Origin of the sequence: Chitinophaga caseinilytica (assembly GCF_038396765.1) — a bacterium.
Lineage (GTDB): Bacteria > Bacteroidota > Bacteroidia > Chitinophagales > Chitinophagaceae > Chitinophaga > Chitinophaga caseinilytica.
On the sequence record NZ_CP150096.1, the window covers coordinates 4525698 to 4544673 of the forward strand.

16 protein-coding genes are annotated in these 18976 nt (G+C 56.4%); 6 read left to right on the top strand and 10 right to left on the bottom strand.

Going from position 1 to position 18976, the window contains the following annotated elements; translation table 11 throughout:
- A complete protein-coding gene (locus WJU22_RS18555) occupies nucleotides 1-390 on the bottom strand; it encodes a hypothetical protein (RefSeq protein ID WP_341839660.1) in 390 nt (129 codons plus the stop codon).
- Between the two features lie 182 nt (nucleotides 391-572).
- On the opposite strand from WJU22_RS18555, the gene WJU22_RS18560 reads away from it, so the two are divergent.
- A complete protein-coding gene (locus tag WJU22_RS18560) occupies nucleotides 573-1208 on the top strand; it encodes a response regulator transcription factor (protein WP_341839661.1) in 636 nt (211 codons plus the stop codon).
- 61 nt (nucleotides 1209-1269) lie between these two features.
- Here WJU22_RS18560 and WJU22_RS18565 read toward each other — a convergent pair whose 3' ends face one another.
- Genes WJU22_RS18565 through WJU22_RS18580 form a run of 4 tightly spaced genes read right to left on the bottom strand, consistent with a single transcriptional unit; the run spans nucleotide 1270 to nucleotide 8131 of the window.
- Nucleotides 1270-2442, bottom strand: a complete 1173-nt coding sequence (locus tag WJU22_RS18565) for a TlpA disulfide reductase family protein (RefSeq protein WP_341839662.1) — start codon at nucleotides 2440-2442, stop codon at nucleotides 1270-1272.
- Between the two features lie 12 nt (nucleotides 2443-2454).
- Nucleotides 2455-3708 carry a TlpA disulfide reductase family protein gene (locus tag WJU22_RS18570; protein ID WP_341839663.1) on the bottom strand — a complete coding sequence of 418 codons (1254 nt, stop codon included), beginning with the start codon at nucleotides 3706-3708 and terminating at the stop codon, nucleotides 2455-2457.
- 20 nt (nucleotides 3709-3728) lie between these two features.
- The gene (locus WJU22_RS18575) at nucleotides 3729-5066 is read right to left on the bottom strand and encodes a RagB/SusD family nutrient uptake outer membrane protein (RefSeq protein WP_341839664.1); all 1338 of its coding nucleotides are present in this window, start codon (nucleotides 5064-5066) and stop codon (nucleotides 3729-3731) included.
- An 11-nt stretch (nucleotides 5067-5077) separates the two neighbouring features.
- Nucleotides 5078-8131: a SusC/RagA family TonB-linked outer membrane protein gene (locus WJU22_RS18580; RefSeq protein WP_341839665.1), complete on the bottom strand. Its 3054-nt coding sequence runs from the start codon at nucleotides 8129-8131 to the stop codon at nucleotides 5078-5080.
- 225 nt (nucleotides 8132-8356) lie between these two features.
- Here WJU22_RS18580 and WJU22_RS18585 point away from each other — a divergent pair, with 225 nt between their 5' ends.
- From WJU22_RS18585 to WJU22_RS18600, 4 genes are read left to right on the top strand one after another with little or no spacing between them, the layout of a single operon-like run.
- Nucleotides 8357-9346: a histidine kinase gene (locus WJU22_RS18585; RefSeq protein ID WP_341839666.1), complete on the top strand. Its 990-nt coding sequence runs from the start codon at nucleotides 8357-8359 to the stop codon at nucleotides 9344-9346.
- On the top strand, nucleotides 9330-10424 hold the full coding sequence (locus WJU22_RS18590; RefSeq protein ID WP_341839667.1) for a sensor histidine kinase: 1095 nt from the start codon (nucleotides 9330-9332) through the stop codon (nucleotides 10422-10424). The genes WJU22_RS18585 and WJU22_RS18590 overlap by 17 nt, the downstream gene beginning before the upstream one ends.
- Entirely contained in the window at nucleotides 10393-11088 is a 696-nt protein-coding gene (locus WJU22_RS18595) for a LytR/AlgR family response regulator transcription factor (RefSeq protein WP_126243695.1), read from the top strand. Before WJU22_RS18590 ends, WJU22_RS18595 begins: the two co-directional genes overlap by 32 nt.
- A 39-nt stretch (nucleotides 11089-11127) precedes the next feature.
- Nucleotides 11128-12669, top strand: coding sequence for an MFS transporter (locus tag WJU22_RS18600; RefSeq protein WP_341839668.1), 1542 nt, complete (start codon nucleotides 11128-11130; stop codon nucleotides 12667-12669).
- Here WJU22_RS18600 and WJU22_RS18605 read toward each other — a convergent pair.
- The 4 genes from WJU22_RS18605 to WJU22_RS18620 form a co-directional block, all read right to left on the bottom strand.
- Entirely contained in the window at nucleotides 12655-13635 is a 981-nt protein-coding gene (locus WJU22_RS18605; RefSeq protein WP_341839669.1) for a hypothetical protein, read from the bottom strand. The two genes, WJU22_RS18600 and WJU22_RS18605, sit on opposite strands and share 15 nt — an antisense overlap.
- Before the next feature lie 244 nt (nucleotides 13636-13879).
- The gene (locus tag WJU22_RS18610) at nucleotides 13880-15016 is read right to left on the bottom strand and encodes a serine hydrolase domain-containing protein (protein ID WP_341839670.1); all 1137 of its coding nucleotides are present in this window, start codon (nucleotides 15014-15016) and stop codon (nucleotides 13880-13882) included.
- A gap of 286 nt (nucleotides 15017-15302) precedes the next feature.
- The gene (locus WJU22_RS18615) at nucleotides 15303-15875 is read right to left on the bottom strand and encodes a hypothetical protein (protein WP_341839671.1); all 573 of its coding nucleotides are present in this window, start codon (nucleotides 15873-15875) and stop codon (nucleotides 15303-15305) included.
- Between the two features lie 46 nt (nucleotides 15876-15921).
- On the bottom strand, nucleotides 15922-16653 hold the full coding sequence (locus WJU22_RS18620; protein ID WP_341839672.1) for a hypothetical protein: 732 nt from the start codon (nucleotides 16651-16653) through the stop codon (nucleotides 15922-15924).
- 234 nt (nucleotides 16654-16887) lie between these two features.
- Between WJU22_RS18620 and WJU22_RS18625 the strand changes: the two genes are divergently transcribed.
- The gene (locus tag WJU22_RS18625) at nucleotides 16888-17529 is read left to right on the top strand and encodes a response regulator transcription factor (protein WP_341839673.1); all 642 of its coding nucleotides are present in this window, start codon (nucleotides 16888-16890) and stop codon (nucleotides 17527-17529) included.
- A gap of 82 nt (nucleotides 17530-17611) precedes the next feature.
- Here the strand turns inward: WJU22_RS18625 and WJU22_RS18630 are convergent, their stop codons facing one another.
- Entirely contained in the window at nucleotides 17612-18931 is a 1320-nt protein-coding gene (locus WJU22_RS18630; protein WP_341839674.1) for a DUF3472 domain-containing protein, read from the bottom strand.
- Between the last annotated feature and the right edge of the window lie 45 nt (nucleotides 18932-18976).

An 18976-nucleotide genomic window follows, 5' to 3' on the forward strand; every position in this document is an offset into this window, starting at 1 on the left:
TTAAAAAACAATCTGCGTACCGGCGGAAAGCGCGGTACCCGTGGATGTTCCCGTTTTAACGAGATTTCCGTTCACGAACATTTCGACTTTGAGGCTGGAATTGGCGTTGGGGCCAACGGCGCCGATTACGCAGGTACCGCCCAATGCGCTGGCGGGAACGTCGAGCACGGGGCTTTCCCAGGTATTCTTGTTGATGCTCGAGGCCGTGGTAATCGACTGATCGTACCCGTAAACGGCGTTCATGATCACAACCCCGGTGCTGCCTGAGGCTTTGTACTGCACTTTCTTCGCAGAACGGCCCGGTCCCGGATCGTCGTCTTTCCCGCCGCAGGCGGCCATACCGATGGAAAGGGCTAACAATGGCAACAGGAACATTTTCAATGATTTCATATAGTGATTGTTTAGATAACAAAATGCTGCACGCCACAAAAGTAAACCCGTCCGTTACCGTGTTCAATACCCTATTCCCGGGGAAATTTCCTACTGGTTTTCCGGTAGATGCGGGTAATTATCATCGCCGGACGCGAATAATCGATATTTTTGGGGACGGGGAGCATCCGCCCCGGTAAACCATGTCCGGAAACACCATTCAAATTGCCATTGTAGACGACCATCCGCTCATCCTGGAAGGATTGCAGAAATTACTGGATAACACCCCCGGCATGGAAATCGCCGGATGTTTCAGCAGCGCCGCCGAATGCCTGGATTTCCTCCGCACGTCTTATGCCGACATCCTTTTGCTCGACATCGGCCTGCCAGACGCCAGCGGGCTCGACCTTTGCCGCGATGTCAAAACCCTTTCGCCATCCACGCGCGTGCTGGCGCTCAGCAACCATTCCGAGCGCAGCATGATCCTGCAGATGCTCCAGCAGGGCGCTTCGGGTTACCTGCTCAAAAACGTGGCGGCCGACGAGCTGGTGCGCTGCATCCACGAAGCCCACGAAGGATTGCTCACGTTCAGTAAAGCGATCCGCGAAATCATGGCGAAGCCCTCCGCATCGGCGCTCCGGGAAACGCCGCAGCTCACCCGCCGCGAAAAAGAAATCCTCCTCCTCATCGCCGACGGCAAAACCACGGCCGACATCGCATCGTTCCTCCACCTCAGTCCGCTCACCATTGAAACGCACCGCAAAAACCTCCTGCAGAAATTCGGTACGCCCAATGTGGCGGCCATGATCAAGCTCGCCGTGCAACTGGGGCTCATGTAAAAACAAAATGGAACGCCCGAAGGCGTTCCATTCTCAGGTTTGCATATATCAATTTACCAATCTATTCGCCTAAAACTTCTTTCAACTTAGCATCGAGCTCGTCTTCGCTTTCCTTACCGCCACCCACTTGCTTGAAGATGATCTTGCCGGTGGGGTCGAGGAGGAACTTGGTGGGGAAGCCGCTGATACCGTACTTCTGCACCAGATCGAGCTGCTCTTTACCGTAGTTGTTCATGACATGCAGCCAGTTGATGCCGTCTTGCTTCACCGCGCCTTTCCAGGATTTCTCAGAAGATGCCAGGTCGCTGGATTTTTCGTCCGCGATCCCTACGATCTCGAAGCCTTTGCTCTTGTAATGGTCGTACACCTTCTTCAGATGCGGGTGCCCTGCGCGGCAGGGGCCGCACCAACTTCCCCAGAAATCCACCAGCACGTATTTCCCTTTTAAAGACGACAACGTGAAGCTGCCACCCTGGATATCCTGCTTGGTAAAATCGGTAGCGATGCTCCCCAGCGCCGTGGCCTGCACGCTTGCGATCTTGTTGGCGACCCATTTACCGTAGAAGGTCTGCTTCCAGGTGGGGGCCAGCTTTGCGAAAGCATGTGCGTAGGTGTCTGGCGTATAGTCGTCGAACATCTGAGTGAGGAAATACACGCTCAGGAATGATCCCGGATTTTTAGCGATGAACGCTTTGCGGAGCTCCTTTTTCTTTTCGTCGAGTGCGCTTCCTTCTTTGCGCGTGGCAGCCGAACGGGTTGTGTCCCCATTCTTGTGTGCAGCGGCGCCTTCTTTGGCCAGCTCCCATTTTTTGGCGATGAGTGGCAATTCCTGGCTATGGATTTTCGCGAACTCTGTGTTCAGCTTTCCGCCCTTCGGCAGCGCCTTGAACGATTCCGCGGATTTGCCCCGCAGCACGATGCGCCCTTCTTCCAGTACCAGCTCCGCCAGCGGGCCTGGCATGAACATTCCGCCTTTAACCACTTCGAACCGGGTAGCGGGGTTATTGTTGAAAAGCACGGCTACAACAGGCTCCGCCACTTCACCGCTGAATCGGTATGCACCGTCGGGCTGCAGCTGCGCCGTGTCCGATTTGCGGGCGCCGTGCTGTACATAGCTCAGCGTCAGCTTATAGCCTTCCTGTCCTTCCATATACACGTCCAGCGTATATTTCTGCTGTGCGGAAGCGGTGAAAGCCGCGGCCAGTGCGATGGCCGATAAGATTGTTTTTTGCATGACCATTGTTTATTACATGGAAGTCATTCCCATTGCTTTTATTACTTTTTTCTCTGCTTCAGGCTTACCGGCCAGACCTTTCTCGATGACGTTTTTGATCTCTTTTTCCGCGTCCGGGCCATAGCCGGTGAACTTGGTCACGATCTTGCCGTCACGGTCGATGAGGTAGAGCGTGGGGATACCGGAGAACTGGTACATTTCCATGGTTTTGTCCTTGTTATCGCTCAGCAGCTGTTCCCAGGGCATCGCTTCGTCTGCCATGGCTTTTCTCCAGGCGTTTTTATCGGTGTCGATGGAAATGCTCACGACTTCGAAGCCGCGGTCTTTGTAAGCCGAATACAGCTCCTTCACTTTCGGGATGGCCTGGCGGCAGGGGCCGCACCAGCTGGCCCAGAAATCTACCAGGAGGTATTTGCCCTTGTATTTCTCGAGGCCTTGCAGCTTGCCGAGATGGTCGGGGTAGGAGATGGAAGGCGCGGGTTGGCCCGGTTGCAGCTTCATCATCTGCGCACGGTTCTTAATGATCGTGGTTTTGAGGTTTTGGGCCTCGGTCAGCCAGGGGTACAGCTTCAGCAGGTGGTCCAGCTGGCGGAGGGTAGATGCGTACTGCGTGGTATCGTGCGGGCTGCCGGCGGAGCGGAGCGCGTAGATCAGCACCGGGCGGTTCTTGTAAACTTTCATGAGCACATCCTCGCGCATTTGGTTGTCTTCGCGGAGCGGATTGTAACGTTTGCGACCGTCCCAGTAATTGGCCCAGGCGGAGTCGCCGGTTTTGTCCTTATGCATTTTCGCATAGTATTCCTGGTTGTATTCGTCTACCGAGCGCAGGTACCCGTTGGTCTGGTTCAGCTCCATCTGGTTGATGAAGTTGTTGTCGGACGAGCCTTCCACGAAGTTGAAATGCGGGATTTTCATCTTGATTTTCGCGGTATCATATCCCCGCGAGGCCACGGTAACGTCTGCATCGCTCCAGAAGGTGATATGGTCCCAATACATGACGTTGAGCTTGTAGATGCCCGGATGGTCTTGTTTGATGCGGAAGGAGTAGGTGAGGTCTTTCCCCATTTCAACGGAGTCTACCACTACCGGTTTGCCCGTGCCGTTATCACGGCTGAGCCATACTTTGCGCGGCTGCCCTTCGGGCACGTCGAACTTCACGGAGCCTTTCACCGTAATTTGCTTTGGCAGGTTGGCCTTTTGGGCCATGAGCGCGGCCGGAGCCATCAACAGCGCTAATAAAGCAGGTTTCACAATTGCTTTCTTCATTCCTGTAGTTTTAATTATGCTTAATAGTCTTTATTCTGTTTGATAGTGGGATTGAGCATCAGCAGGCGCTCGGGTAGCGGGAAAAGCGCGTGGCCGGCGGGCTGCTGCAGGCTGGAAAGCCAGGGGAGCGCTTTCCCGAACCGACGCATATCGCTCCAGCGCAGGCGTTCCCCTGTAAATTCCCTTCTCCGCTCGTTCTCGATCATGTCGAGGAAAGCTTGCGCATTGGCGAAATCGCCGTTGGTACGCAGGCTGGCTTTACGCTTTTCGCGGAGGGTATTGAAATGAGCAACATCCACTGTTCCCTGCCGGGCTTTGCCTTCTGCCGCAATGAGATACGCTTCCGCGATGCGGCACACGGGGTAAGACGGTGTGGCTTCCATAGGGAATTTGTTGAGGTAATTCACCACCAGGTCGAAAGTGAGCCCCTTGCGCTTGAAGTACCATTTCTGGCGAACGTCCGTCGCTTCATATGAATCTACCAGCGATTCGTTGATCCAGGTGTTGCCGCTGCCCGCCAGGGTTTCTCCGCCCCAGGGAGCCGTTCCGCCCGCGCCGAACACCGCCGGCAGGCCGTAGTTCTTCACGTTGTTGGAAGAAGTTTCGCCGATAGCGTACACCATTTCCTTCGAAGAAGTATTATAAAGGAACATGGAAGAATCCACCTTGTCGCCCAGGGAGAATTTCCCGGAGTTGATCACCGCTTCCGCATTATCTACCGCGTCCTTAAATTTCCCGCTGTTGAGGCAATGGCGCGCCAGCAGCAGCTGTGCGGCCTGTTTGCTCGCTTTGGTCACCGGAGCGGTAAAATCCGGCAGCAGGTCAACCGCCTGGCGGAGGTCTGCTTCGATAAACGCTTTCACTTTATCGTCGGATTCGCGGGCCGGGAACGTCAGCGGATCTTCGCCGCCTTTCATCAGCGCCACTTCCCCGAACTGCTCGTTGAGCAGCGAATAAGCGTAAGCCCGCAGCAGGTAAGCTTCACCAGCGATGGGGCGCAGGGCCGTTTCGCCGGAGTGCGACAGCCAATAGTTGATCGCTGCGTTCGCGTTGGCTACGCACTGGTAAGGATAGCGGTAGGCGAACTGCAGGGAGTTTTCGGCCACGGGAATGTTGCAGGCCTCATAGCCGGCATAGCCGAGGGTCTGCACATCGTCGCCCATCACTTCCGTGAGGGGATAATACCCGTAAAATGCGTTGTTGGTCAAACCCAGCTTGGCGCCGTTCACAACCGTACCCAGGTTGGTGCTGTTGATCATGGAAGGCGAAGCCAGGTTGTCTGGCCGTACATCGAGCTTGTTGCTGCAGGCAGACAACCCGATGATGGCCGATATGGAGAGGAAAAGCGATTGTTTCATGCTGGTAATTTTTAGAATGAGAGATCGATGCCCAGTACCATGGCCCTGGCGTTGGGAAGGTTGGAAGACACGATCCCCGAGTTATTGGCCGCTTCCGGATCGAAGCCGATGTATTTGGTGATGGTGAACAGGTTCTGCGCCGAAGTGTACACCTTGGCCCGCGTGATGTTTGCGCGCTGCAGGAGCGTTTTCGGGATTTCGTACCCCACCGTCAGGTTGCGCAGGCGCAGGTACGACGCGTTGTAGATGAACTGGGTAGACGGCATCGAGTTCCAGTTGGTCACATTGCCCTGGCCATGCTGGCCGGCAACGGCGCGCGGCACGTCGGTCACGTCTCCCGGTTTGCGCCAGCGGCGGTTCACGATATCGAATTTGTTGGGCATCACGCCAAACCAGTCGAGGTCGTAGTTGCGGAGGCTTTGCTCGTAAAAGTCATAGATTTTCGTGCCCACCACGTAGTTGAACAACGCTTCCACAGACACGCCTTTATAACCCACAGACAGCGTGGTGCCGCCGGTGAATTTCGGAATGGCGATGGGCACGGTGATGTAATCCTTGTTGTTGATCAGGCCGTCTTTGTTCAGATCGTCGTACATCATGTCTCCCGTTTCAGGATTCACGCCCAGCGAGCGGTACACCTGTACGGAGCCTACGGATTGGCCTACTTTCACGGTGGATTGCGGACCACCGAAAATGAACGTGCCGAAATTCATCACAGAGTCGGCGAGCGAAAGCACTTCGTTCCTGTTCAGGTTCAGGTTGGTTTCCACCCTCCAGCTCAGGGCCGTTCCGGCGGCGCTGTTAACGCCCAGCAGCAGGTCGAAGCCTTTGTTGCGGATGCTGCCTACGTTGTAGGGGATAGACATGGCGCCAAATTCCCAGGGAATGTTGCGGTTGCTCAGGAGCCCGTCGGTAGTTTTGTTGTAGTAATCTACCGTGAGGTTTACGCGGTTATTGAAGAAGGCCGCGTCGATACCGGCGTCGAACTGTTTGGTTTGTTCCCAGCGAACGTGGGGGTTGCCGACGATATCGCGGATCTTGAGGGCCGCGTCGCCCAGGTAGGATGTCCCTGTCATGAGGTCTTCGGCGCCGTTGGGCGTAAGCGGGCGGATGTTCCCGCTGAGGCCATAGCTGGAGCGAAGCTTCAGGTGGTTCACCAGCTTCTGGCGGACCATGAAGTTTTCCTTTGCCACGTCCCATCCTGCAGAAACAGAAGGGAACCAACTGTAGCGGTTGTCTTTGGCGAGCTTGGAAGAGCCGTCTGTCCGGAGGCTCGCACCCAGCAGGTAGCGGTCTTTATAATCCACGCCCATTCTCACGAAATAGGCTTCCGACGTTTCCTTGAAAGTGCCGTTCAGCGCGGAGATCGCACCTACGGAGCCATAGGAAGCGCCAGCGCTGCCGCCGGTGATCCCGCTAACTCGCGGAAAGCCGTTGAGCTCGTAACCGAAGGAGGTGGTTTCCATGCTGTAGAAGGTATAACCTGCCGTGGCGTTGAGGCCCAGGTCGTTCCAGCGGTTATTGTACGTGAAGTAGTTGTCGAGGTTGTAGTTGAAGTTGTCTGAACCCGTTACTTTCAGGTATCCTTTGTTGAAGTAACCCAGGTAGCCGAGGGGCGACTGGAAATCGTTGCTGTTCAGGTTGAATTTATTGGCGGCCAGCTGGGAGCGGAACTGCAGGTTTTTGTGCAGCTTCACTTCAGCGGAAAGGTTGCCGAACCAGGTTTGCTGCTTGCGCTTGTTGTTGTTCTCCATCATTTCGCCGAGCGGGTGGTTCTGCTGGCCGATATAGTAGCCGAGGCTGCCATCGGCCCTGCGAACGGGCTCTTCCGGCGTGTCGGGGCGGGCGTTGAACGCGCTCACGAGGGGGTAGGAGAAGTTTTTGCCGACGCCTTGCGAGAGGTTGATGTTCCCACCGAGCTTCAGCCAGTTGCCAACCATCTGCGTCACGTCGATCTTGCCGGTATATCTTTCAAATTTACCGGTGCCCATGGAAGCGGTCTCGGAATAGCGGGCGAGCGACATATAATAACTGTTCTTCTCTCCGCCGCCGTTCATGCTGGCCTGGATGTTGGAAACCGGTGCGGTTTTGTTTTTGATGCGGTCTATCCAGTCGGTGCTGCGGTCGGCCATGTTCAGGCCGGCCACCTGGCTGCCGAGGCGCGTTTTTTCAGACTGCAGCTGCGAGATCTGGGCAGGCGTAAGGCTGCCGGGATTGGCCAGGATCCTGTCAATATCGCTGATCCGGTTGTTGCGGGAATCGTTGAAGACGGATGTATACTCTTCGGAATTGAGCATCCTGCGGGTGGAAGGCACGTTGTTGAAGCCGGTGTAGGCATTCACGGAAAACGATGGCCTGGCACCGATGCGGCCTTTCTTGGTGGTGATGATGATTACGCCGGTGGAGCCGCGGGCACCGTAAATGGCGGCGGAGGCCGCGTCTTTCAATACATCAATGGTTTCGATGTCTTGCGGATTGAGGCTGTTCAGGGCAAATGTGCCATTGTCTATCACCAGCCCGTCGATCACGATGAGCGGAGATGCGCCTTCGGCCCTGGCGGTTTGTACACCGCGGATCTGGATGTTGGGCGTATTGCCGGGCGAGCCGGAAGTGGAGGCCACGAAAACGCCGGGGATGCGGCCCTGCAGGGCTTTACCCACGTCAGACACGATGTTGTTCTGCGGCTGCAGGTCTTTGGCGCCGATGGAGGAAATGCTCGTGGTCACGTTGCGGCGCTGCTGCGTGCCGTAACCCACTACCACGGTAGATTTAAGCTCCATCGCCGATGTAACCAGCATAATGGGCCGAACGATGGCCGTAGCAGGCATCAAAATCGTTTCGAAGCCGATGGAGGAGATCTGGAGCTTCGCATTGGCGGGCACCCGCAATTCGAATTCCCCTTTTTCATTGGCGGTTACCCCGCCGGAACCGTTCACCACCTTGATCGTAGCACCGGGAATCGGCGCCCTGGTGAGCGAATCGCGCACCGTTCCCCTGATAACCTGCTGGGCGAAAGCCCCTGCGCTCAACATACAGGCAAGAGATAGCAAATAGACATGTTTCATAAACACTACTGTTTGGAAAATGAATGGTTGGAGATTTGGTTGATTCTTTCGTTGGTTGGTCTTTGATCGATTGAAATGAGCCTCATGACCCCACCAAAATAATTCCGGTGTTCCATTCGGAAGGTCAAAACTGTACGTACCGGCTTCCCGCAGGTACAATCCGGCAAATCGCGGGGATGAAAAAAATCGTCTATAAAGCCCTGATATCGCGTATCTTAGCATCTCATGCCTACGCAAAAAACATATAGGTACTGGATTCATCTCGCCGTGTGGATGGCGCTGGTGCTGCTGTATATATTCCCGATGCTCAAAGGTAACATTTCCAGTCCGCTGGGTTTCCGGTACACCATCACCCGATTCATCGTCTACGGCTTCATCAACTTCCACCTGTTTTATCTCCTGGCATTCGTGGTATACCCGCTGCACGCCAGGTTAGGAAACGCACGGGCGTTTCTGCTCGCCTTCGGCACAGTGCTCGCATTCTGCATCCTCAAATACGGCGTGGGCAATATCTGGCCAGACCAGATCCTGCAGCTGGGGATCGCCATGATCGGCTTTAAGAAAACTTACCATACATTCTGGAGCTATTTCCGGGTGACCCTGCAAACGGGGATCATGGTAGGCCTCGCCGCATACGCCTATTACGTGTTCCTCATGTGGCGCACGGGCGACCGCCAGAGCCGACGGCTGGAGCTGGAAGCCGCTGCCGCGGGGAAACAGTTCGCGCAAATGCAGGTTTCGACCGGGCTGCTTCTCCGCAAGCTGAAAGCCATCAAATCGCTGCTGGAAAACGAGGAAAAAAGGGAAGGAGAAGGCGCCGAAGCCATCCTTCAACTGTCGGAACTGCTGCGGTATATGCTGTACGACAAAGGCGTGAAGCTCGACAAAGCCCCCCTCGACCGGGAGCTGTATTATTTCAATATCTACCTCAAACTGCATAACCGGCTCTTCCCCGGCCAGCAGGTAAGCCTGCATATGACCGGCCCCACCACCGGCCGGTACGTAACGCCGCTGCTGCTGCAAACCGCCGCGGAAAAACTGCTCGCCCGTTCCCAAACCGGCCTGCCCGTGGTGTTAAAGCTCGAAATTGGGGCAGACGAGCTGGCGCTCAGCTCCTCCGCCGGAACATCCCTTTTGCAACGATTGGCACAATGGCTGCCGGGCACCGCCGATATGCGCCGTTTTAAAACCCCGCTGTATGCCGGACCGGCCTGATCATTTCCATCGCCTCCGGGAATTCGCCGCCCTGCTCGTGTTGTGGATGCTCGTGATGTACGGGCTCAGCATCCTGGGGATGCCGCGCGCTTTCACCCCACAGTCTTTCCAGTCTTTGCACGTCACCCGCGGCTTGTACGGCCTGCTCAACTTCGCGCTGTTCTACGCCGCCATCCGCCTCGTTTTCCCGCAATTCCTGGAACACCGGAAATGGGGCCGCCTCGCGGCAGGGCTGTTGATGATGGTCGTTGTGGCCACCACCGTGAAATTCGCCATCGCCGACAACTTCTTCCGGGCCGAAATCCTCGAGATCGGCTATCGCAACGGCGTTAAGTTGTACAAGGACTACTGGTATTATTTCCGCACCGAGTTCTGGACGAACGCAGTCGTGCTTTGCACGGCGCTGGCGTATGTCCTGTTTTTCGCCTGGCTGGCGGAAGACAAACGGCGGAAGCAACTGGCGCTGCAAAAACAGGACGCCGAATTCGCCATCCTCAAAATGCAACTGAACGCGCATTTCCTCATGAACAGCCTCAACAGTATTTATAGCCTGGCGCTGGTACGCTCGCCGCAAGTGGTAGACGCGGCGCATACGCTTTCCCAGATACTGGAGTATATGACGGAACAGCCGCCGGTGGCGGGATATCGCACCCGGCTGTCTGACGAACTACGGTACCTGGAAGATTTCATCGCGATGCAGCGTTTGCGCACGGGGTGCCAGGACTGTGTCCGGATGCGGGTTTCCGGCGACCCGTCGGCATTCGGGATCGCGCCGCTGCTGCTGGTCCCGTTCGTGGAGAACGCTTTCAAGCACGGCGTGGCCAACCGGCCGGAGCAGCCGGTGGAGATCAGCGTGGATTGCTCGGGCGAGGGGTTCGGGTTTACCGTCCACAATTTCAAGACCCGCAAGCGCAAAGACCAGGCCGGGGGCATCGGGCTCGTTAACGTCCGGAAGCGCCTGGAACTCGTCTACCCCGGTCAATACGAACTTACCATCCGCGAAACGGAACACGAATATTCCAGTCACCTGCAAATTCATTGGGAAAATGGCCATTCAATGCATAGTGGTGGACGATGAGCCGCTGGCCGTCCAGGTCATCACCGAATTCATCCGTAAAATGCCGGAGCTCTCGCTGGCCGGCACTTTCAACAATCCGCTGGAAGCCCTGGCCTTCCTCCGCAACGAGCCATCCGTCAAACTCGTTTTCCTCGACATCCAGATGCCGGAACTTTCCGGTATCGAATTCATGCAGCTGCGGCAGACGGACGTGGCTGTGATCGTTGTTTCCGCGTACGACGAATATGCGCTCGACGGGTTCCAGTACGATGCGGCCGATTACCTGCTCAAGCCCGTTCCGTTCGACCGGTTCGTGAAAGCCGTCCAGAAAGTCACGGGAAAACAGGCGCAGCAGCCGGTGGTAGCGGCGCAACCGGATTTTATTTTCATCCGGACAGACAAGCGGATCATCCGCCTCAATTTCAGCGAAATCCTTTTCGTGGAAGCCCTCCGCAACTATGTGGCCATCCAAACGGCCACGCAAAAAATCCTCACCCTCCAAAACCTCCGGAGTTTCGAAGAAGCGCTGCCGCCACGGCAGTTCATCCGGGTGCATAAATCGTTCATCGTAGCCATGAACAAGATCGACAGCGTCGAGAAACAGCGGATTTTCATGGGCCAGCACATGGTCCCCGTTGGCGATACTTATGTAAAACAGTTTTACGAAGCCATGGGCATGAGTTGACGGGGAACATTTCCGGGGATTGGCTGTTAATAGAAGACGATGTCGACTTACCCGCTATCCTCACCCACAGGCCGGAACGTAATGGCCGCCACCATCCTGGCGTCTTCCATGGCATTTATCGACGGTACCGCGCTGAACGTGGTGCTGCCATCCCTGCAAAACCAGCTACAGGCCACAGCGGCCGGACTTTTCTGGGTACTGAACGCGTACCTGCTCATGCTCGCGGCGCTCATACTTGTTGGCGGCGCGCTGGGCGACCGGTTGGGGCGCAAGCGCGTGTTCATGACGGGTATCCTCATTTTCATTGCGGGGTCTGCGGCGTGCGGCCTGGCGGGAACGGTGGAGCAGCTGGTGCTTTTCCGGGTGTTGCAGGGCGGGGGCGGGGCGCTCATGATCCCGGGGAGCTTGTCGCTGTTGTCTTCTTCGGTGGATGAAAATGAAAAGGGAAAGGCGATCGGCACCTGGTCTGCGTTCACCACGCTGGTGACTATGGGTGGGCCGGTGCTGGGAGGGGCTTTGGCGGATGCGGGGCTATGGCGGTACATCTTTTTCATCAACGTGCCGCTGGGGCTGGTGTCGCTGCTCATTTTGCGCCGCCACGTTCCCGAACAGCGCGATGCTTCGGCTACCGGCGGTATCGATTACCTGGGTGGGGCGCTTACTGCGCTGGGGCTTGCTTCCCTTACTTTCGGATTTTTACGGATGCCCGAATACGGTTTCAGCCATTGGCAATCCTGGGGCGCTATTGCGGCGGGAGTTTTGCTGCTGGCGGCTTTCATCGTGGTGGAAATAAAATCCCCGTATCCCATGTTACCGTTGCAGCTGTTCAGGAACCGCACTTTTTCCGGCGCCAATCTTCTGACGTTTTTCCTCTATGCAGCCCTGGGAACGGGTATGTTGTTCCTTTCCCTCAACATGGTGCAGGTGCAGGGGTATAGCCAGTTGCAATCGGGGCTTACTTTCCTGCCATTTACCGTGCTTATGATTTTGCTGGCGCGGCCGGCGGGCAGTTGGGCAGACAAAACGGGGCCGCGGCCATTTCTCGTTGGCGGGCCGCTGCTGGCTGGAACGGGTTTGTTCCTCATGTCGCTGGTCGGGAAAACGGCTGGCCCTTCTGCTTACTGGACCACTTTCTTCCCGGGAATCCTCGTGCTGGGGCTGGGCATGTCTTTCACCGTGGCGCCGTTAACGGCCACTGTAATGGGTTCCCTCCAACCACAGTTATCCGGAACGGCGTCGGGCGTCAACAATGCGGTGACGCGCATCGCGAGCGTGTTCGCCACAGCCATTTTTGGCGCGCTGGCCGTGTTGCTGTTCGCGAAGGATGTACGATCAGGGCTGGATGCCATTGTTATGAACGAATCGCTCAAAACGGCGGTGGTGGCGGAAACCACGAATCTAGGAAATGCGCATCCGCCCGGCGGCGTACCCGCGGAATTGACCGCATCCGTGAAGGCGTTGTATAAAGAAGGATTTACCGCCGCATATCAGAAAATACTGCTGATTTCCGCCATCATGGGCTGGCTGTCGGGCATTATTGCCTGGTGGATGATCCCGAAGAAAAAGTCAACTCCGCGCTGACTGACGGGTATCTCTTTTCAGTGCGGGCTCGGTGGGGCCGTCGTACGAAGTGAGGTTCGTGAGATCGCGGACTTTCCGCACCAGCGCCAACATCATCACCGGATTACGCAAGTCAGACTCCAGTTTCTTCTTTCCCAGCAACGCCAGTTCCGCCACGTCCCTCACGCCGGCGGCTTCCTTCCGCAGCTTGCGGATGGCGAGCAAGCCCATGGCGTGGACCGCGTGCACGGTCAGCGCATATTCCTGTTTCCGGGCGGGCGGATAGGGCAGCCGCGCGAGGGCCTGGTTGAAGCGCGCACCTTCCGCCTGGAACCTCCTTTCCAGCCGGCCGTATCGCCGGTAGAGAATGGGAATGGTAAAAATACCGGAGCGGATATCCGTCCAAATATCGGATACATCATGCGTCAGCTGCATCAGGCCCGCCATGGGAAAGGTCATCGCCGTTTCCTCGGGAGTCGGGTACTTGTCGAACACTGTATACAACAACAGCACTGCATGAAAACGTTTGTGATAGGTGACGCGGAAAAGTTCCGTCTCGGAAATGGAGGGGTCTATCTGCCGGCACGACGCTTCCTGCCAATGTACTACTTCGCAGCAATGGGCTGTCACGCGGCGGGGCTCGGCGGCAATGGTCAACAGCCGGAGGTAAGCTTCGCGGAGCAATGATTCCACGGCATCCTGTGGCTCGAATCCGGCAGGGGAGCGTGTCAACTGAAAAATCCTTGAAGGATCGGCGGAAGGGCTGTCCAGCAAATCCTGCAACAACGTACTGATGACTACCAACAACTGCAAACGGATTTGTTCCGTTTCGCTGAGGCGCCGGCCCTGCATGCGCGCCAGGGCACCACACAGGATATGTTCCGCGATTTCCTGGTAAGCTGCCATTCGCTGAAAAGCGGCAGGGGTAAGTAAGGAGGATGCGCCCGGGAAAAGGCTTTCCAGCAGGCGGTTCAAACGATTTTTCATGCTGCTGCGTTGCCGCCGTATTCGGCAGTACAACCGGGAAAGGAACAGGGAAGTTTCCGTCAAATGGACGTAGGGATAGCACATAACGGTCAGGGATATAGGGTTTCCGTCCTCCAATATAACCTTTTCCTTTCATGCAACGGAGAAAATGTCTGCCGGAGGTGCTTCGTCATGCAAGCCCTTTCCATAAAAAAAGCCCCCGGAATACCGGGGGCGCCTTCATGCAGGGGATATGCGGTTAATACTACTTCCAGGATTTGTTGTAGGCCAGCGCCACGATGTCGTACACCTTGCGCCAGTCGGCCCCCAGGGAGTTGATGCCCATGGCCAGTTCCACTTTCGCAGGCAGGCGGATGATGAGCGTCTGGCTGCCCACGTCGCCCCAGTTCAGTCCTTCCTCTTTATTACGGTCTACGTACAAAGCGCCGTCATGGCCGTAAGCGATGCCTCCCGTTACGGGGAAGCGTGCAACCCAACCCAGGCGGTTATCATCCATCAGCTGGCGTTCTTCCGGGGAAAGGATGTTATTGGTATGCGTGAGGTACACGATGATGCGCGACATTTCCATGGTGGTGAGCACCCATCCGCCGCCGCCGCATTTCTCCGTCCAGTTCCCGAAATCGCTGCCGATGAGCCGGTAAGGCGCTTCAGACATCATCTGGGTCATTTTACCTTCCACCGGCGCGCAGCCGCGCGTGGGGATCCCGGCTTTCGAAAGTACATGCACATTCACGAGGCGGATGTATTCCTGGCTCATCCATTGCTGGAAATCACCGGGCGAGAGCGCCAGTTCCTGCTGGCGGAATTTCACGGAATCGTTCAGTTTGGGAAGCATAGCGCGAAACAGCGCGAAATTGATGTTCGAATATTCGAAGGTTTTGGGCGCGGTAACGGGAGAGCCCACCGTTGTCATCAGGGGCGACCAATCGGTCTGGCTGCCGCGGATGCCCGAAGTATGCGTCATCAGTTGCTTGAACGTGAGGTCGCGGATATCGGGATGAATGGGCCAGGACGCAGGCAACCATTTGCCGATCTTCGTTTCGATGGTCACATCTTTTTGCAGCATGTATTGCACTGCCGTGGCCGCGGTCAGCGTTTTGGTGACGCTGGCGATGTTGATGAAGGATTGGAGGCTGGATTTGGTGCCGCCAATGTCCTGAATACCATACACCGCCGTGTCGGCCACCTGCCCGTTTTGGGTGATGACGAACTGGTACCCGCGCGCACTGGCAAGGGCTTCCTGCAGGTTTTTCTTGAAAAGCGATGTGCTGAATTTTTTGTCGTTCGACTGGATGGGCGGTTCCTTTTTACAGGCGTTCAGCCCGGCGAGGGTTACAACTGCAATGGCGCAGCATGCGAAGGGTTTAACTACGTGTTTCATTTTTTGAGGTTTTAACAGTGATGGCACCAAAGGTAATGTGGCCCACCTGCGGCCGCGATGGCCGTTTCATGAATGGTAGCTGCGGGTTAACGGAAACGGGAAGCGGTTTCATGGGGATAGGGTTTCCCATTCTCAAACCGCCTTTTCCTACGGATCGCGGTACCACATCCTGAAAATGGATAAAATGAACAGCCGTACAACCTTCGTAAAGGCTGCACGGCGCTCATGCGGCAGGGTTGTGCATCATCATCTTACAATTGCCTGCCTTCTCTCCGCATGCTCCCAATCATTCTGTCATTCTGTATACGAACAAGGCCGCTTCATGCGCCGTGTCCTGTTCTTCATAGGTATAGAATAATCGCTCCCCATCTATGATTTTTATTTCCCAGCGATAATTTATGGGCTTCAGATCGTCGTTGGCGGCGGCACGTTTGGTAACGCCATTGCCGGTAGAACATTTATCTTTCACGGTTTTGTACTCGCCTTTCACGGGGTAGAATGTGAACAGGTCGCCTTCGAACACCACCGAGCCCTCGAGCCGTGTGAAGTGCTCGGTAACACAGGAACTGGAGGTGCGCAGGCCCAGGTACTGGAAAAATACCATGCGGCCTTTGCCGTCTTTTTCCTGGAACTGGTATTCGCGGCCGGCTTCGTAGTCGTTGCCGAGATGATGGCCGTCGCGGTCGAAATAAGAGATGGCCGACAGGGTGCCGCTGAACCAAAGTACCCCGCTCAGTTGCGTGGGCACCCGGCTGGAGGGGACGCCGGCGTACGGGTCCTGCTCTTTTGCGTCGTCTTTTTTACATTGCTGGAATCCCAGGCAAGTGAGGATTCCCAGGAATAACAGGAAATTTTTCATTGTATCGGGGTTTATTTGTTTTCGATTGGATGGAAGTGGAAACCGGTTACTGGAGGCTTGTGCCGACCAGGGCCGCCAATCCGGCGACGTCCGTTTTCCGGATGAAAAAATCCGCCACTTCCGGCGTAGCCCTGAACTTGATCTCGACATTGTGCAGCGTAAACGCCCCTCCGCCCGTCAATATCCCGTTGGCCGATACGGTGCCCGACTGCCCGTCGAGCATATCCGTCGCGGTTTTGGCAAATTTGCCGATGAGGAGCATGGTCGCCGCATCGCAGGAAGCGCCCGCCGGCACGCGAACAGCGGCCGTGGTAGCGGGGTACGTGGGAAAGGAGGGCTTCCCGGCACAAAATCCCAGCGCACTGTAATTCGAATTCACGATCATCACGATACGGCATTGCGCTTCTGCGGAAATCCGTTCCATTTGCCTGACCAGCTCGTCGGCCCGTTCGGGCGCTGTAACCACGAGCTGCGCTACGGAATCCAGTCGGACTTTTACGATTTCGGGGTTGAGGACGAAAGTGATTTCGTAGACATAGGAATATGGGCCTTTATCCTTCGCCCAGGTTTTATCCGGCTGAAACCCGGAATCGTCGGCCGTTTCCGCGGAAATCTCCCAACCATTGCCCGGTGTATGGGAGATGGCGCTCCTCACCACTGCGTCCGCTTTCTTCCAGAAACGGTCTTCGCCGACGGTCCGCGGGCGCAGCTCCTGCGCAAAACCTGTGAGGGATGCCAGGCTGATGAGGCTGGCGATAATAAAAGTAATTTTTGGCATGGGGTTCTTGGTTTCGTGATGTGCCGCTCCGTTGCTTTGTCGGGAAAACGGCACCATAAATTCGAATGCAAAGGAACCACGAAACCCGCCGCCGGGCTACCGTGCGGCAACGTAAATATTATTCTACGTAAAACACTTACTTTTAATGGGCCGAATCCTGTTATTTTTGCCGCGAAATCAGCCCCGATGCACATCCCTGGTCTCAAAACATCCGCTATCCATAAATAAATTTGCATGTCCAATAGCATTAACATCGCCATTGCAGACGACCATCTCATCGTCGTGAACGGATTACGCGCCATGCTGGCCACGCGCCCCGATTTTCAGATACTGTTCCAGGCGCAGGACGGCGATTCGCTGTGGGAGCAGCTGCAGACCCGACAGCCGGACGTGCTGCTGCTGGACATCCAGATGCCCGGCCTTTCCGGCCCCGAGCTTTGCCGCAAAATCCATAAGCAATTCCCCGACATCCGGATAGTGGTGCTCACCAGCCATGATACGCCCGCTTATGTCAAACAAATGATCCGCAGCGGCGCGGCGGGCTACCTGGTCAAGAATTCGGGGATGGACGCGCTTTTTACCGCGATCGGCAAGGTGATGGAAGGAGAGAAGTACATCGACGATTACATCCGCAACGGCCTTGTCCAGGAAGCCCTGGCCGAGCATCCCGTTAGCCGGTACGAAATCCCCCTCACCCGGCGCGAAAAAGACATCCTCCAGCTCATCGCCGAAGAACTGTCCAATCCCGAGATCGCCGCGCGTCTTTGCATCAGCCTCCGTACCGTGGAAACCCATCGCCAGAACATCATCCACAAACTGCGGGTCAAAAACACCGTCGGCCTCGTGAAAGAAGCCATCCGCCGCGGGCTCATCTGATCCAGCATTCTCATTACACGACATAAAAAATCCGCCCGGCACTCCCGGGCGGATTTTTCCATGCTCCAACCGCATGCCCCGATTATGGCAAGGTAGCCAGGTTGACGGTGGGCGCCACACCGAGCGCTGGCCGCGTAAACGTAGATCCATATGCGGTAGACGTAACGAAATAACCACCGTTCCGCAGGTAGAAACTGCCACTGTCGAGCCCGCCGGCGTAATCGCGGCGCTGATCGTTGGTGCCGGTCGCATCCGTCGTGAACCGGCCCTGCGTCAGCTCAACCCAGGTGCCTGCGGTATTGCGGACCCATTGGTTGTTGTACCGTACTTTCCGGCCGAGGTAGCCACGGGTATCGATGAAATTTTCAAGGAAGGAATGCGCCCCGGTATAATACGTCACGGTATTGGGGCGCTTCCAGGTGGCGATGAAGCGCCACGACGATGTTTCGGGCGTGTAAATCCACGACGAGAACAGCGAAGCGCCCGTTCCGTCGGGCTTGATCTGCGTCAGGAACCGGTAAGTGGTACCTGCAGCCCAGTTGAAGACCAGGTAGCTTTGTCCGCCGGTGCCTTCGCCCCCGAACGTATTATCGACCACGTTGGGGCCTTTGCGGACGAGGGTGGTTTTGCCGGAGCTGGGGTCCCAGACGGAGAAGAGAACGCGGCGCTCGGTGGCGCTGTTGACCTGTATCCCGAAATAGCCTTGCGAGAAACCGTTGCTCATGAAATAGGAGCCTATTGGGTCTTCGCCGGATGGGATGGTCATTTCGTTATAGAACCACTCGGCCGTGTTCCCCGCGGGAATGGTATAGCCCATATGCACGGAGGGGCCGCGACGGCTCCAGTAATAATTGGCGGGATCGTTGGCGTACACGACGTCGCTGGCCGTGGATGCGCCGCTGATGATGATGTCAGACACATCGCCGAAGTAGCTGCCGGTTTTGGAAATCCCTTTCAGATCTACCCGTACATATCCAGCTGCCGCGATGGTCACGGAGCCGATGGAATGCGTGGCGTAGGAGGAACCGGTCAGGGTTTTCGTGAAATTGGTACCGTTGACGGTCACCTGGATGGTACTGGTGCCCGAGGGTACCTTGGCGCGGATAGACACGTTCAGCGTGCCGGTTTGCGCGAGCCGGAACCAGGCGCTGGCGATGCTGCTGGCGCTGGTCCAGTTGCCGAGGCCGTTGCTGGTGATCACTTCCGCGCCGCCGGCAGCGAGGGTGGTGACGTAGCCGTTGCCGGCGAGTGGAACGGAATAGGAAGAAGCGGGCGGGAGGGCGGACAGTGTCTGATCGGGTCTGGGGGCGGCGTCGGACGTTCCGACTTTTTCCTTGCCGCAGGAGCAGAGCATTGCGCTCATCGCAAAGGCGCAACCGCTCAACAGGAGCTTGATTTTCATGATTTTGGCATTTTTTTGGGTTTCGGATAAAGATGCGTGAAAACA

What these genes read in the sequence shown, in the direction of transcription:
- WJU22_RS18595 (WP_126243695.1), top strand. Translation starts at nt 10,393, where the DNA reads ATGGCCATTCAATGCATAGTGGTGGACGATGAGCCGCTGGCCGTCCAG.
- WJU22_RS18590 (WP_341839667.1), top strand. Translation starts at nt 9,330, where the DNA reads ATGCCGGACCGGCCTGATCATTTCCATCGCCTCCGGGAATTCGCCGCC.
- WJU22_RS18565 (WP_341839662.1), bottom strand. Translation starts at nt 2,442, where the DNA reads ATGCAAAAAACAATCTTATCGGCCATCGCACTGGCCGCGGCTTTCACC.
- WJU22_RS18560 (WP_341839661.1), top strand. Translation starts at nt 573, where the DNA reads ATGTCCGGAAACACCATTCAAATTGCCATTGTAGACGACCATCCGCTC.
- WJU22_RS18600 (WP_341839668.1), top strand. Translation starts at nt 11,128, where the DNA reads ATGTCGACTTACCCGCTATCCTCACCCACAGGCCGGAACGTAATGGCC.
- WJU22_RS18630 (WP_341839674.1), bottom strand. Translation starts at nt 18,931, where the DNA reads ATGAAAATCAAGCTCCTGTTGAGCGGTTGCGCCTTTGCGATGAGCGCA.
- WJU22_RS18605 (WP_341839669.1), bottom strand. Translation starts at nt 13,635, where the DNA reads ATGAAAAATCGTTTGAACCGCCTGCTGGAAAGCCTTTTCCCGGGCGCA.
- WJU22_RS18615 (WP_341839671.1), bottom strand. Translation starts at nt 15,875, where the DNA reads ATGAAAAATTTCCTGTTATTCCTGGGAATCCTCACTTGCCTGGGATTC.
- WJU22_RS18555 (WP_341839660.1), bottom strand. Translation starts at nt 390, where the DNA reads ATGAAATCATTGAAAATGTTCCTGTTGCCATTGTTAGCCCTTTCCATC.
- WJU22_RS18575 (WP_341839664.1), bottom strand. Translation starts at nt 5,066, where the DNA reads ATGAAACAATCGCTTTTCCTCTCCATATCGGCCATCATCGGGTTGTCT.
- WJU22_RS18620 (WP_341839672.1), bottom strand. Translation starts at nt 16,653, where the DNA reads ATGCCAAAAATTACTTTTATTATCGCCAGCCTCATCAGCCTGGCATCC.
- WJU22_RS18585 (WP_341839666.1), top strand. Translation starts at nt 8,357, where the DNA reads ATGCCTACGCAAAAAACATATAGGTACTGGATTCATCTCGCCGTGTGG.
- WJU22_RS18610 (WP_341839670.1), bottom strand. Translation starts at nt 15,016, where the DNA reads ATGAAACACGTAGTTAAACCCTTCGCATGCTGCGCCATTGCAGTTGTA.
- WJU22_RS18625 (WP_341839673.1), top strand. Translation starts at nt 16,888, where the DNA reads ATGTCCAATAGCATTAACATCGCCATTGCAGACGACCATCTCATCGTC.
- WJU22_RS18570 (WP_341839663.1), bottom strand. Translation starts at nt 3,708, where the DNA reads ATGAAGAAAGCAATTGTGAAACCTGCTTTATTAGCGCTGTTGATGGCT.
- WJU22_RS18580 (WP_341839665.1), bottom strand. Translation starts at nt 8,131, where the DNA reads ATGAAACATGTCTATTTGCTATCTCTTGCCTGTATGTTGAGCGCAGGG.